Source organism: Kineobactrum salinum (assembly GCF_010669285.1).
Lineage (GTDB): Bacteria > Pseudomonadota > Gammaproteobacteria > Pseudomonadales > Halieaceae > Kineobactrum > Kineobactrum salinum.
Genome location: NZ_CP048711.1, coordinates 743275 through 757263 on the forward strand (window position 1 = coordinate 743275; position 13989 = coordinate 757263).

Genomic DNA, 13989 nt, shown 5'->3' on the forward strand with positions numbered 1-13989 from the left:
ACAGAGGCTAGCGCCCGGTGTTATAGCTCAGGGTGATACCATAGGTACGCGGCATCCCGTAGCTGCGGACATAGGGCCCGTTGCCGCCGGTATAGGCTGCAGGGTAGTAGTCCTCATCAGTGAGGTTGCGGGCCCACAGCAGGGCCCGCCATTGGCCGCTGTCGGGGCCCAGCCCCAGGCGGGCATTGAACAGCGTGTAGTCCTCGGTGGAATTTTCCGGATCGATGCCGCCGGTGGTGTCGTCGGTGAAGCTAACGTCACCGGCCACTTCCATCATCAGCCCCTGGGCCACGGGCCACTGGTAGCTGACCATCGCGGTGTAAGCCCACTCCGGCGCCTGGGCCAGCTCGATACCGGAGACGTCGCGCCGTACGGTGACCGGCCAGGCACTGGCAGCCGGGTCCACTGCATTCCATTTCTTTACCTCAGTGTCCAGCCAGGCGACGCCGAGATTGACGCTGAGACGATCGCTGGGCAGCCACTGCATATCCATTTCCGCGCCCATGATCTCGGATTCGGGAACGTTGGTAAGCCCGGAAATATTGCCCACGAAGGTGACGGAGATATCCTGCTCCTGCTTGTCCCGGTAATCGTAGAAGAAGGTGGCCGCATTGAGCTGCATGCTGCCATCGAGCAGGGTGGCCTTGGCGCCGATTTCATAGGAGGTCAGCTTCTCTTCCTTGTAGGGCTGCAATTGCTGCGTGGTATTGGAGTTGGCGCCATTGAAACCGCCCGACTTGAAGCCCTCCGAGATCATGCCGTACAGCAGGACATCGTCGGTGAGCGCGTAGTCGAGGCCAATCTTGCCCATCCAGCGGTCGGTCTCGATGGTCTCCTTAAACACCTGGAAGGCATCGTTGACGTCGGGCGTGCCGATAACCGAGAAAATGTAGTTCGGCGAGTCCGGATTGTCATTGATGGTGCCGCAGTCCCCGGGGCCCAGGCTGGCACCGAATTGGGCGTTGAGGAAATTGCCCAGGCTGCCATCCTCGGCGACAAAGGTACAGCCGGCCCAGTCGCGTTCCTCCTCGGTGTAGCGCGCGCCCAGCGTCAGCCGCAGGGTATCGGTAAACTGCCACTCAATGTGGCCAAACACCGCAGCGGAGTCCGTTTCCTGCTCGTACTTGGTATCCAGCTCCAGGATCGGCGTGGCGGCAAACTGGTCCACACCCCAGGGAATGGAACCAAATCCGAACACGGAATCCGCCATGAAGTAATGGTAGTACTCATCCATCTCATCCGTGGAATAGTACAGGCCCGCTATCCAGTTCAGGTTGCCGGTTTCACCGGCGATACGCAGTTCCTGCGAGAAAACCTTGAGGTCGGTGGTGTTGATGTTGCTGGAGTCGGTATAAAAGCCGCCGTCCCAGTCGTTGGCCTCCACCCGTTCGAACTCGTTGTAGCCGGTGATCGAGGTCACGGTGGTGCCGGCGACATCCCATTCCAGGCGGGCTGCAAAACCGGTCAACTGGTTGTCGCGCTGGGGGCGGATATCAAAGGTCTTGCCGGTAATCGGGCTGGTATAGCTGTTGGTCCAGTCGGCTGCCTGGCTGTCATCCGAGGCATACCAGGGTGGGGTCTGGCCGAAGTTGCTACCGGTGGGCAGCAGGTATTCCTCCAGCGGTGTGTAGGGGTTGCTGAACTCCCCCAGGCCGACCTCGGTACCACTGAACACGGCGTTGGCCTTGTTCTCCGACTTGTCGGTGACATAGTGGGCGGTCAGCTGCAGCCGCAGGGTGTCGGTGGGATCGAAATTGACGATACCGCGCAGTGCGCTGACGTCCTTCTCACCCAGCTCATCATCGCGGGTCGTGCTCTTTTGCCAGCCCTCATTGGACTGCGAGGTCTTGAAGGCCACCCTGCCCTGGACCAGCTCATTACCACCGGAAGCAAAACCTTCCACCTCATAGGTGGAGAAGTTGCCGTAGCTGGCACTGACACCTGCCTCAAGTTCGCGGGTGGGCTTGTTGCTGATAAAGTTGATCTGTCCCGCCGTGGTGTTGCGGCCATAGAGATCCCCCTGGGGACCCTTCAGTACCTCCACCCGCTCGGTATCGAAGACCAGGCCGCGGGTCATCACGGTATACGGCATCGCAATTTCGTCGAAATAAATACCGACCGTGGAGGAGGCCGCGGTGGAATAGTCCTGGAAGCCGACCCCGCGGATTGAATACAATGGCACACCGGTGGCCGCGGTTTCATTCACGGTGAGGCCGGGGGTCATCATCGCGATGTCCTCGGCAGTGAGCACACCGAAGTCCTTGAGCTGCTCGCCGGTGAAGGCATTGATCGTGATACCTACATCGTTCGCACTCTGGCTGCGTTTCTGCGCGGTGACCACCACCTCCTCAAGCTGGGCCGCCACAGTGTTGCCGGTAATTGCAAGGCCGGCCACGGCCACTGCGGAACTCAGCAGACTGCGCTGCAGGATGTTCTGATAGTTGACGTTTTTCATGCTCGGTTCCCCTCGATAAAGCGATTATTGGCTGACTTGGGTCTGCGCCCGATATACAGGCCGGCCCTGGAACAGGGTCAGTTTGACGCGGGTATCGCTGATATCGTCCGCGTCAATGGTAAACAGGTCACGGTCCAGCACAATCAGATCCGCGGACTTGCCCACTTCGATGCTGCCCGTGGTATCCGCCAGACCCAGTGCCCGGGCGCCGGCCAGTGTGAATATGCGCAGGGCCTGTTCCAGGCTGACGGCCTGTTCGGGCCAGAATGTGCCGGGGTACTGGCCGCTGGGATCCCGTCGGGTCACCATCGCTTCGACGCCCAGCCAGGGATCTATTGTCTCCACCGCAGCGGGCCAGTCCGAGCCCGCCAGTACCGGAGCCTCCGCTTCCAGCAGGGTCTTCACCGGGAAATACTGCTCCCCGCGCGGCGAACCGACTGCGGCCACCACCGAATCCATGATCGGCGATGGATGCCACAGGTAGGGCGACAGGTCGGCGACTGCGTCCAGCGCTGCAAACCGCGGCAGGTCGCTGTCATCAATATAGCCGGCATGGGCCAGCTCATGGCGCAGGCCGCTGTCACCATTGGCCTTGCGCGCCGCCGCTATTGCATCCAGCACCACCCGTACCGAGCGATCCCCGGCCGCGTGGATCTTTACGGTGTAGCCGCGCTTGTCCAGCTCGATCAGATCGCGAGTCAGCAGCTCGGCGGGCAGATGCAGGGTGCCGGCGCTGGCCGGATCATCCGCGTCCGTACCCGTGTATGGCGCCAGCATCGCCGCGGTGCGCGAGGATGTGGGTACGCCATCCATGAACAGCTTCACGAACCGCGTATGGACATTGTCACTTAGGTACCGCTGTTGCAGTTCATCGATGTGGTCGTAGTCCAGCGGTTGCTCGCGGTGTCCATAGGGCGTCTCTATCGCCAGCGCCATGTGCACACTGGCCTGCCCTTCCCGGTCCAGGCCCTGGAACACGGCCATGGACTGCGGCGAGGCGTAGGCTTCTTTCATGCCGGTGATCCCAAAGCGATTGGCGATCGCCATCGCCTCCAGCGTACCCCGGCGCAATTGCTGGTCCGTCCAGGCGGGCAGCTGGTCGGAGACACGCTGTTCGGCGCCTTCCAGCAGCAGGCCATTGGGCTCGCCGGTAACCGGATCGCGTACGATGGTGCCGTCGGCCGGGTCCGGTGTATCCGCGTCGATACCGGCCAGTTGCAGCGCCTTGCTGTTGACCCAGCCATTGTGATTGCTGTCATCGTTCAGCAAGACCGCCTTGTCGCCGGAGACCGCGTCGAGAAACTCGCGGGGAGAATCGATGTCGTGGTTGTCAAAAAAGCCGCTGCTCCACTGTCCACCGCGAATCCACAGTGCCTCGGGGTTGTCGTCGACGCATTCCGCGACCCGCGCCGCTATCTGATCCGGAGTGGCGCTGAAGGGAAAACTGCATTCAAACAGGGATTTGACGCCGCCGCGCTGGGAGTGGACATGGGCATCATTGATACCGGGCATTGCCATCGCGCCGCCCAGATCAATCAGCTCGGTGGCCGCGCCCTGCCAGGCCTTGACACCCTCAGCAGAACCGGCATAGACATAGCGTCCGTCCTGGACCGCCACGGCCTCGACCCAGGGCTGAGCCTCATCCACCGTGTAAAATCGGGCATTGTGGTAAATGGTATCTGCCGCGGTGCCTGTACCATCCGCCGTTGTTGCACCGGCACTGGCAATCACCGCGCAGCCGATCGCTACGGCCAGGGCGCCTGTCCTTTGTATCAATCCCGGCACATTCAGTCCTCACTGCTCATTGATGAGTCCCGATCATAGACTGGCTTGAGGCCGCGGCGCTTGACAGAACTGGCCAATCCCTTGACCAAAGCAACGCAAGGCGAGGGGTAGCCGGTAAGATCCGCTATTGATACCGGGCGGCGATTGCGTGTTCGCGGTAGGTTTGCGGTGTCTGTCCGACCCAGGAACGGAAAGCACGGCTGAAGGCGCTCAATTCTGAATAGCCCAGCTCAAAGGCAATCTCCGCCAACGGCATGGTGGTACGGCTCAGGTAGTATTTGGCCCGCTTTTCCCGCGCCAGATTCTTGACTTCCTGGAAACTGTAGCCTTCATCGGCAAGACGCCTGCGCAGGGTGCGCGGCGAGATCGCCAGCCGCTCGGCAATTTTCTCCAGCGTCGCCGTTTCGTCACCACCGCAGCGGATGACCTCCCGGCAGAGAATATCGACGAAGCCATTGCCCGATTTTTCCGAAACAAAGTAGGTCTTCATCGCGTTGACCAGAATCTCGTACAACATGGTGTGGCTGGTATAAAACCGTTCCTGCAGGTAGGTCCGGTCAAACACCAGCTTGTTTTCGGGGCGGGAAAAATGTACCGGGGCGTTAAAGAAGTCCTCCAGAATCCCGGCATTGCGGGCATCGCTATGACGGAACCACACTTCGCTGACCGGCACCGGCCTGCGCGTGGCGGTATTGAGTGCCTGTACCAGAAAGCCCAGCAGGTATTCGTTCATTTGCGACACGGCCACGCCTTCCGGAACGATGAGCCGGAAACTGAACTCGGCCAGGGATTTGTCAAAATCAAAGCCGGTTTCGATCGCGGTGTCGACATAGCGGTCATAGTGGCACAGACAGCGTATGCCTTCGGCCACCGAGGGTGCGGCCAGTACCGCGAGAATCAGCAGGCTTGCGGATTCGTAGTGATAGCGCTGCGCCATGTGCAGGCCCAGGCAGGGGTCCCCGCTGTAGCTGGCGGCCTGCTCCAGCAGGTTGACGACCTGAATTGCCGGCAGAGGCCGGTCACTCTCATCACAGCGCAGGGCTTCGATACCACAGGCCAGGAACAACGGATCCGGTGCCAGTCCCTTGTCCAGCAGGAAATCCCGTATATAGGCTACAAACCGCGGCGACAGCGTGGGTTCCAGGCCCCGCTGGGGGCCGCCACCACCGCCGCCGGGAGGATCAACCCGCTGTCGTGGGCCGGGCACGCGAAGGCCAGTGCTCAGGGTTGCAGCTGGCTGTAATAGGCCGCCAACGCAGCAAACTCCTTTGCGCTCAGCTTGCCGACTGCAGCCTGCATCAATGGCTGGATGCGCTCACCGCGCTTGAAACTCAGCAATTGCAGTTCCAGATAGGCCGCGTGCTGACCTGCGAGGACCGGCCATTCATCGGTGGCGGGCCTGCCGGCATAGCCGTGGCAGGCTGAGCAGTAACCCGCGAGTTGCCGGCCGGTGTCCACCAGCGCCGGATCCCCGTTGGCCGTCGCCACCGCTTCCTGGTCAGCATAATATTCGGCAAGTTCAGCGATCTCGGCGTCACTCAGATTTTCGACGAAGGGCTTCATCGGCGGGTTTTCCCGCTCGCCATCCCTGAAGGCAGTGATCTGCTGTTCGAGATAAGCTGCATTTTGTCCCGCCAGGCTGGGCCACTCCGGGTTATCGGAAACTCCAGCATTGCCGTGGCAGGCGACACAGGAATGGGTCTGCGCGGGGGTCTCGGCGGCAGCAGTTGCGGCCAGAGCAGAGCACCACAGCGCGACCCAGATCATGCTTGTCTTCATATCACTCACTCTCTGTTAGTGGCTCGGGCCAGATCCTGCAACAGCCGCGCCCGGTGATGGTCGACTTCATTGAGTGGCTGTTGGCGAAGACGACCGACTTCCGCCGCGGTGTAGGGTTCGAGGGGCTCTTCCAGACTGTCGCCGGCAAAGGCGGTGATCATCCAGTTAAGGACCGCAGCCAGGCGCGCGTCACTCAACGCCGAGGTGGCGGAACCCGGTACCCGGACCAGATACTCGCGGCCTTCATCGCTATTGAGAAAAACCCCGACATGGTCTTTCATGCCCGGCACACCCACAGTGCCGGAACCATCCGGTGTGTGACATCCCTGGCAGCTCATCTGATAATCGAACAATACCCGCCGCTGGTCGGCCTCTGCGGCCAGTGCCGGCCAAGTCAGCAGACAACAGGCTGTGAACAGCAGGAGTTTCATTATTCCTCGAATGCCACACCCACCACGATCGCGGTGGAACAGTGATAGGTGGCGCTGCTGGTGCCCAGGCACCAGTTGATGTCGTTGGTCTTGTCCGGACGGTAGATCGGACGGTCGCCCTCATCGCGCTGGCACAGACAGGCGCCGCAGGATGACTTGCCACAACAGTCGTTGTAGGAGATCACATAGTTGCGGCCATCGGCCGGGTTGTGGCAGGTCCCGATCCAGGTCACCGGCGACATTTCAGTACCGGGGGACAGGTATTGGCGCTGCCACCACAGCAATCGCAGAGAAAACCGTCTATCGCGCAGTAGCGCCAATAATCGCAGCTTGAGGGATCACCCTCCTCCGCCGGATGGGCCGGTCCGCCGCCGGAGGCTGCCCGCGCCACTGGCAGCAGTGGAATCGAGGCGCCGCCGACCAGCAGCGCACCCAGGCCCTTGAGCATGCCGCGCCGGGAGCTGTGCTGGGCCAGTTGCCGGCTGCGCTGTTCGAATATCCGGTCGATGAATTTCATGCTTTGTCCGCCTCTGCCTTGTCTGCCACCGCCGTATCGTAATGTTGTACGGCTTCCCGCTTGCTCATGTACTCCTGGATTGACGCCACCTTGTGCTCCTTGGCCTCAAACAGGCTGTCCAGGTGCTCCCTGGAATTGATGATCCCCAGGGAAGCGATACTGCCGCGCTCGTCGATCAATATTGCGTAGGGCAGTTTGGAAACCCCGTAGGTCTTGCCGGCCAGTTCGGACACGGCGTAGGGAAAGTCCGTCAATTCCTTGCGCGCGATATAGCCGGCGTGATCCTGCTCTTCCCCGTCACTGACGAGGATAAGGTCCAGCCAGGAGGACTCTGCGCGAGCTGCCGACTTCAGGGCAGGCGTCAATTCATTGCAGATCGGACAGTCGGGAGAGAGAAAAAATAGCAGTTGGGACCTGCCATCGCGGAGCCCACCGACCTCCTCGACTCCGCCCTGTACGGTGGACAGTGACAACGATGGCGCGGGCGCGCCCACTCGCAGCTTCTGGTTCAGCATCAGTGCGCCGGCGGGTGCCACCCGTTCATACAGTACACCGATCTGCCGGGCCAACGCGAGATTCACCAGCACCATGGCAACAAAGCCTATCCACAGTACGATGTTCGACAATACTAAAAAATCCATCACGATCTCCCCCGCGCCAGTTGCTGGCCATTGCTGACAAGCTGCTCCGTGCACAGATACAAAATGATCAGGAACACAGCGATATATAGCGCCAGCCCCATGCCAGCCAGGCCCGCGGCAATGTCAGTAGTCCGTGGCGCCAGTGCCAGCAGTGCGAGGCCGGCGCAAATCGCGTTGCGTGCCACCAGGGCCGGACTTACCGCCAGGTCCGAGGCTGGCCCGGCGCAACCACAGCGCAGATCGCGGCGGCCGCGGGTCAATTGCAGGGCCATCAGCGCACCGTACAACACCAGCACCATCGCCGCGGCCAGCAGACCTGCAGCGGCTGTCACCGGCAACACCAGCGCCACCGCGATACCCAGTTCCAGCAACGCCAGTGGCAGCACCAGCCGGCGGGTGATGGGATGCTCAGGGAAGTAGGCCGAGATCACGCTGCCGAAGCGGGCCGGGGCCCGCAATTTGTGCAGGCCCGCGGTCGCAAACAGCCACAGCAGGAAGCCACTGATGCCGAAGCCGACCAGATCGGGAACAACCATCTCTACCGCGCTCCGTGCAGCATCAGCGGTGTTTCCTGGCCAAAGCCGGTAATCGTCCGGATAAACTCACCGCTGCGCCCATCGTACAGTTCCAGGCTCATATCCATCGGATTGGTGACCAGCAAGCGGGGTTCAGAACCGCGACTGACGGCCAGGGAAATCCCCCACTCGCGCAGCGCTATACGCTGTACCCGCTCCTGCTTGCGGCCATCGTATACCCAGACCTCGGAGCCGCCGCCATTGTGGCTGCCGTCCTTGGCATCGGCATGCATCAGCACATAGAACCGGCCCTGCCGATCCCAATCGATGATGCCGATGCCACCGGGGGCCCATTTTTCACCGCGCTCTGCTTCCGGCACCATGTGCCAGGGCTCGCCGGGGCTCGCAACTTTAGCGCCGATATCCACCGGATAAACCAACCCGTCGAAGGAGGGGAAATAGGCGGTATTGCCAATCACTGCCGGCCGTTCAAAAATGGGAGAGTCGTCGGAGTCGAAAAATGCATCGGTGCGCAGCTGTGCCACCACGCTGCCATCTTCCGCGAGTTCAGTACTCAGGAAGCGCCCGTCGGCGCACAGCGAGGAAAAGCCGCGCTCACCGGTGGGATAGGCCAGACTGCAGCCCGGGGTTGCGATTTCATTGACGATTTCCCTGCGCTCCAGATCTATCAGCGTCACCGACGCCGCGGGGCTGAAGTTGGCCACTGCCAGCCAGCGGTCATTGTCGATCAACAGCAACGCATAGCGCTCCGGCATGCCCATGAAACGCTTGCCGACAGGCAGGATGACCTCCCCTAACGGCGCCAGATTTTCCTGGTCCCAGATCGTCAGCACGTCGAGTCGCTGCCCACGCGTGCCGCGCGGATGGAAAGTCTCGGTGGCATAGATCTCGCCACGACTGGCGGACTGGCGGATGTTGCCCATCAGCGAGACATTGAAGGTGCCCTTGACCTGCTCGGCGACGCTCTCCCGGGCGGTATCCAGCACGTAGACCTTGCCGTCACTCATGTGGAAAAAGGCGGCATCGTGGACCAGGAACCAGCTCTTGGGGTACTCCGCCGGCAGGGTCTCCACCACCCCGATCGGCTCAACCGGCAGCGGCGGGGGTTGGTCCCCGGCTGCGGCAACCGCGGCAAAACCCAGGCCCAGGCCGCACAGCGCGGCCATCATGGTGTGGATAGAGGTATGTTGGCGCATGTTCCCGTTCCCGTGTTTTTAGCCAAGTATAGAGTCTTCGTTGCTGTCGTTCTAACTCAGCTCTTGCTTATATACAGCGTCTGGAGGCTGGTGTACTCCTCCATGCCATAGCGGCCGAACTCCACCCCGAAGCCGGACTCCTTCACCCCGCCAAAGGGGCATCGGGCTGTATCATGGCGTGGGCATTGACCCAGGCCGCACCGCATTCCAGCCGGCTGGCCAGGGCAGCGGCGCGCTGGGGATCGCCCGACCAGACGGAGCCACCCAGACCACTGGGGCTGTCATTGGCACGCCGCAGCGCATCCTCTACGTCACTGAATTTGAGGACCGGCAGAATGGGGCCGAAGGGTTCCTCCTGCACCAGGCGGGTGTCGTCGGCGACATCCGCCACAATGGTGACCGGGTAAAAGTAGCCGGGCCCCGGCAGGGGCTCGCCCCCGGTCAGGAACCGGGCGCCACTGGCCCTGGCCTCGTCGGCAATCGCGCAGACCTTGGCAAACTGCTGCTTGTTCTGCACCGGGCCAAAATCCACCTCGCCGGAACCATCACCCGTGGTGGCGCCGCGGGCGATGGCAGTCAGCGCCTCGCACATTTCGTCGTAGATGTCCTCGTGCACGTAGAGCCGCTTCAATGCTGCGCAGGTCTGGCCATTGTTGAACATTGCGGTGGCAAATATCTTGGGGCCACCGCTGCCACATCGACATCGGGCAGCACTATCGCCGCATCGTTGCCGCCCAGTTCCAGGGTCAGGCGCTTGAGATTGACGGAAGCGCCCTGCATGATCTTCTTGCCGGTGGCGGTGGAACCGGTAAAGACGATCTTGCTGATGCCCGGATGGTTGGTCATCGCCGCACCGAGACTGCCATCGCCGGTGAGCACGTTGAATACGCCGGGTGGCAACAGCTCGTTGACAATCTCGGCAAAACGCAACGTGGTCAGCGGCGTGTATTCCGAGGGTTTGAGCACCACTGTGTTGCCGCTGCGCAGCGCCGGCATGACGTGCCAGATCGCAATCATCAGCGGGTAGTTCCAGGGCGTGATCGAGCCCACTACACCCAATGGTTTGCGGTGCACTTCAATCCGCGCTTCGTCGTTGTCCTGGATCACGTCGACGGGCAGGTCCAGATCCGCCGTCGCGTGGCACCAGGCCAGCGCGCCGCCGATCTCGAAACCGGCACCGAAGCCGGCAAAACCCACTTTCGGCTTGCCCTGCTCCAGCGTCAGCAGCGCCGACAACTCGTCGCTGTGCGCTTCGATCGCAGCCCCTATGGCATGCACCAGCTCGGCCCGTTCGCTGTCGGGCCGCTCGCTCCAGGCCGGGAACGCCGCCTGCGCCGCCGCCACGGCCTCGTCCAGTTGCGCTTCGCTGGCCCGCGGACACTGGGCTATCACGGCCTCCGTGGCCGGGTTCACCACTGGAAACGTGTCGTCGGACCGCACCTTCTGTCCGTTGATTATCATGCTGTAATCTGCCATGGGGCCTCGTCCTGAACGCTGTAAATTGAAACTGTGGTTATAGTGGGCGCCCGCCTGCGGGCGCCCTCCGGTCTAGAACCGGTAGGTTACCGTGGCACCGTACCAGCGCGGCGGCGCATAGACTTCCTGACCGATGCCCAGCAGGCCCAGGTCGAGGTTGTACAGGCGGTAGACCTCGTCGCCCGCGTTCTTGACCCAGCCCGCCAGCTGCCAGGCGTCATCGCCACTGGTGTAGGACAGGCGCGCATTCCAGACCAGATAGGCATCTTCTTCAGAGATCTGGGAGTTCGTCGCCTCGATATACTGCTCGTCATTCCACACGCCATCGACCTGGGCCGCCATCGTGCCGCCTAGCATGCTCCATTCATAGCGCGCCAGGGCGTTGATGCTCAGCTTGGGCGCATTGGGAAACTCGGCCTCTACCGTACCGCCGAACACGTCCGGCACCTCATCCACTTCAGAATCGATGTAGGCAAGGCCGACCAGCACGTCCAGTCCTTCGGTCGGGAACAGTGTCAGTTCCAGCTCCCCGCCATGGGATTGGGCATCGGAGTTGGCCACCTGCGGGGTGAGGCCCGCCAGGGAGAACGCCTGGTAGTCCTCGTAGTCGTAGTAATAAATCGCGGCGTTCAACCGGGCCCAGTCAGTGATATCGGACTTGAAGCCCAGTTCATAGGAATACAGGGTCTCCTCATCGTGCTTGAGGTTGGCCGGGTTCATCGCCGCAATTGCGCCCAGCGGATCGATGGACCAGTTGCCGCCCTTGATGCCGCGGCTCCAGGAACCGTAGATCAGGGCACCGTTGGCGGTAATGTAGTTGAGCTGCAACCGCGCTGCCACGTCGTCGTAATCGATCTCGTCGAGACCGGGAATCGGCGCGTCGGCGATATCGAACACCTGGCTGGGCGCGATGCCCGCGTCCGGTTCCGCATAGACCTGGGTGAAGTCGAGTTCCTTGTGATCGTCGGACCAGCGCAGGCCCGCGATCAGGGTCAGCTGGTCAGTGAAATCGTATTCGGCCTGGCCGAACACGGACCAGTTGGTGGAATCCAGGCTGGCCGAAGTGGCCTGCCGCGCTGAATCCGTCAACGCCCCGGACTCCTCCAGGATGGCCATGCCCTGGACCAGCTGCTCATTGTCCGTGGTCATGTCCAAATAGTAGGCACCCGTCTGCCAGCGCAGCCGGTCGGCGCCACCGGAGAGCCGCACCTCCTGCGAGAACGTGTCGAAATCGGAGTCGTTTTGATAGGGGAAGAAGAACAGGCCGCCGCCGGCGTCTTCCAGGTAGTCCTTGTCGAGATCCATGTAGTTGGTGATCGATACCAGTTCCATGGTATCCGACAGATTCCAGGTCAAAGTGGCTGTCGCGCTGGTCATCTCGCGGCTGTAGCCGCCCTCGATCGAGGAGGCGTGCTCGAGCTCGTCGGTCAGGCGGCCCGGTGCGTCCACGCCCAGGCCGGTGGCGGGATCGAAGTCGGCAAAATTGATGGAGTAGGTGCCAGAGGGTACATCGTCATCCTTCGCGCGGGTCAGGCGCAGGTCGAACAGCAGATCGTCACTCAGATCAAACTGCAGCGAGCCGCGCACGGTGTAGCCGTCTGCCCCGTGGGCGTCGCGGATCCCCGGAGTCACTGACTCGGTGTAGCCGTCATTCTCTTCCCAGCGGCCGGCCAGCCGACCGCGCACGGTATCACTGAAGCTACCGCCTACTGCGCCTTCCAGCGCACGCATACCGAATTTGCCCAACTGACCTTTCAGATAACCATTCACTTCATCGTCCACGGCCCCGTTGGTCAGGTAGTGCACCAGGCCGCCCGTGGTATTGCGGCCGAACAGCGTGCCCTGGGGGCCACGCAGCACCTCGACCCTGTCGATATCGAACAACTGGCCGTTGATCGCGTTCATGCTGGGCACATAGGCACCGTCCACATAGACCGCGACGGGCGCCTCCAGGTTATCCTGGAAGTTGTTCTGGGAGATACCCCGCAGGTTGATGATGGTGAAGGCGGGCGTGAAGGTCTGCAACTGCATCGCCGGCACCTGCTGGGTGATATCGACCGAACTGGTCATGCCCAGGGATTCGAGCTGGTTGCCACCGAAGGCGGTCACTGAAATACCGACATCCTGCAGGTTCTGCTCGCGCTTCTGCGCGGTAACCGTAACCTCCTCCAACACGGCCGCCTGGGTCGATACCGCCATCAGCATTGCCGCCGCACCAGCGGACATCCTTGCCATTGCCTGAAAGAGTGGTCTGCGGATTGTATTCATGTATAAGCCCCTGTAGATTTTGGATGTATGACGACTATTATGTGACGCATTTAAACAGAACACGGCCTGCCTGTTTTGGTCCTCAAGGAAATCCTGACTTGACTGAGAGCGAACTGCCTGCCTCGTGAGGACTGTACAGAAGAACCGGTAAACAGTATAGACGAAGCAGTGTCGACCCGTGCGACGGCGCATGTCGCAGCATCCGGGTTGGCCGTCCAACAAGGATAGCACCATGACCACCAAGCAGACGGCTCCGGGCCGGCAGGGAACCAGGCACGGCACAGCCACACGCAGCGCCGGCAAGCGCACCGCCGCCAGACTGGTACAGGCAGCGCGTGAGCTGTTGACCACTGAGCCACTCGAGCACTTCTCCATGCGCGCGGTGGCCGATCGTGCCGGCGTGGGCCTGGCCAACCTGCAGTATTATTTCCCGCGCCGGGAGGATCTCGCCCGGGCACTGTACCTGGACGTCGGTGACCGCTATGCAGCCGCCTATGGAGACTGTCTCAAGACAGCACCGAAGGACCCGGTGGAGCGCTTCAGGACCATTTTGCGCTGGAACTTGCACGATATCACGACCAAGTCCACCCGCCAGTTCTTCATCCAGCTCTGGACCTTGCTCGGCTCAATCGATGGCTTCGACGGCAAGTATCTGCGCGAACTGTATGCGATCGACATCGCCCAGCTCAGCGAACACCTGGGCGCCATTCACCCAGCCGCCGACGGCGAGGACATCTACCGGCGGGCAACCGTCATCGCCGCGATGATCGAAGGCCTGTTGCTGCTGGTCAGCGATGTCGAGCATGATGCGGACCGCAAACAGGCGCTACTCGACGAGGCCATGAGCGCGGCGCTGGCCATCGCGCTAAGCGAGACCCGCCCCGTCCCCGACGACTGCGTGTAGC

At 61.8% G+C, this 13989-nt stretch carries 11 protein-coding genes and 2 pseudogenes; 1 reads left to right on the forward strand and 12 read right to left on the reverse strand.

What is annotated here, in order from left to right:
* Positions 1-7: 7 nt before the first annotated feature.
* The 12 genes and pseudogenes from G3T16_RS03285 to G3T16_RS03335 all read right to left on the reverse strand — a co-directional run bounded on the left by G3T16_RS03285 (position 8) and on the right by G3T16_RS03335 (position 13084).
* Complete coding sequence (locus G3T16_RS03285; RefSeq protein ID WP_163493819.1) at positions 8-2455, reverse strand: TonB-dependent receptor; 2448 nt, start codon at positions 2453-2455, stop codon at positions 8-10.
* 24 nt (positions 2456-2479) lie between these two features.
* Entirely contained in the window at positions 2480-4240 is a 1761-nt protein-coding gene (locus G3T16_RS03290) for an amidohydrolase (RefSeq protein ID WP_163493820.1), read from the reverse strand.
* 124 nt (positions 4241-4364) lie between these two features.
* Complete coding sequence (locus G3T16_RS03295) at positions 4365-5447, reverse strand: AraC family transcriptional regulator (protein ID WP_163493821.1); 1083 nt, start codon at positions 5445-5447, stop codon at positions 4365-4367.
* 14 nt (positions 5448-5461) lie between these two features.
* Positions 5462-6019: a c-type cytochrome gene (locus G3T16_RS03300; RefSeq protein WP_232059247.1), complete on the reverse strand. Its 558-nt coding sequence runs from the start codon at positions 6017-6019 to the stop codon at positions 5462-5464.
* Positions 6020-6024: 5 nt separating this feature from the next.
* Positions 6025-6450 carry a c-type cytochrome gene (locus G3T16_RS03305; protein WP_197911869.1) on the reverse strand — a complete coding sequence of 142 codons (426 nt, stop codon included), beginning with the start codon at positions 6448-6450 and terminating at the stop codon, positions 6025-6027.
* Positions 6450-6967, reverse strand: a pseudogene (locus G3T16_RS22965) (methylamine dehydrogenase light chain). Before G3T16_RS22965 ends, G3T16_RS03305 begins: the two are co-directional and overlap by 1 nt.
* The gene (locus G3T16_RS03315) at positions 6964-7608 is read right to left on the reverse strand and encodes a thioredoxin domain-containing protein (RefSeq protein WP_163493822.1); all 645 of its coding nucleotides are present in this window, start codon (positions 7606-7608) and stop codon (positions 6964-6966) included. Before G3T16_RS03315 ends, G3T16_RS22965 begins: the two are co-directional and overlap by 4 nt.
* Positions 7608-8144 carry a MauE/DoxX family redox-associated membrane protein gene (locus G3T16_RS03320; protein ID WP_163493823.1) on the reverse strand — a complete coding sequence of 179 codons (537 nt, stop codon included), beginning with the start codon at positions 8142-8144 and terminating at the stop codon, positions 7608-7610. Before G3T16_RS03320 ends, G3T16_RS03315 begins: the two co-directional genes overlap by 1 nt.
* Positions 8145-8146: 2 nt before the next feature.
* A complete protein-coding gene (locus G3T16_RS03325) occupies positions 8147-9340 on the reverse strand; it encodes an amine dehydrogenase large subunit (protein WP_163493824.1) in 1194 nt (397 codons plus the stop codon).
* A 56-nt stretch (positions 9341-9396) separates the two neighbouring features.
* A pseudogene (locus G3T16_RS22705) lies at positions 9397-10001 on the reverse strand (aldehyde dehydrogenase family protein).
* A complete protein-coding gene (locus tag G3T16_RS22710) occupies positions 9968-10816 on the reverse strand; it encodes an aldehyde dehydrogenase family protein (RefSeq protein ID WP_332102856.1) in 849 nt (282 codons plus the stop codon). The pseudogene G3T16_RS22705 and the gene G3T16_RS22710 overlap by 34 nt, the downstream one beginning before the upstream one ends.
* 72 nt (positions 10817-10888) lie before the next feature.
* Complete coding sequence (locus G3T16_RS03335) at positions 10889-13084, reverse strand: TonB-dependent receptor (RefSeq protein WP_163493825.1); 2196 nt, start codon at positions 13082-13084, stop codon at positions 10889-10891.
* 232 nt (positions 13085-13316) lie between these two features.
* On the opposite strand from G3T16_RS03335, the gene G3T16_RS03340 reads away from it, so the two are divergent.
* Positions 13317-13988 (forward strand): TetR/AcrR family transcriptional regulator, encoded by a 672-nt coding sequence (locus G3T16_RS03340; RefSeq protein WP_163493826.1) that lies wholly within the window; start codon positions 13317-13319, stop codon positions 13986-13988.
* Position 13989: the final 1 nt, after the last annotated feature.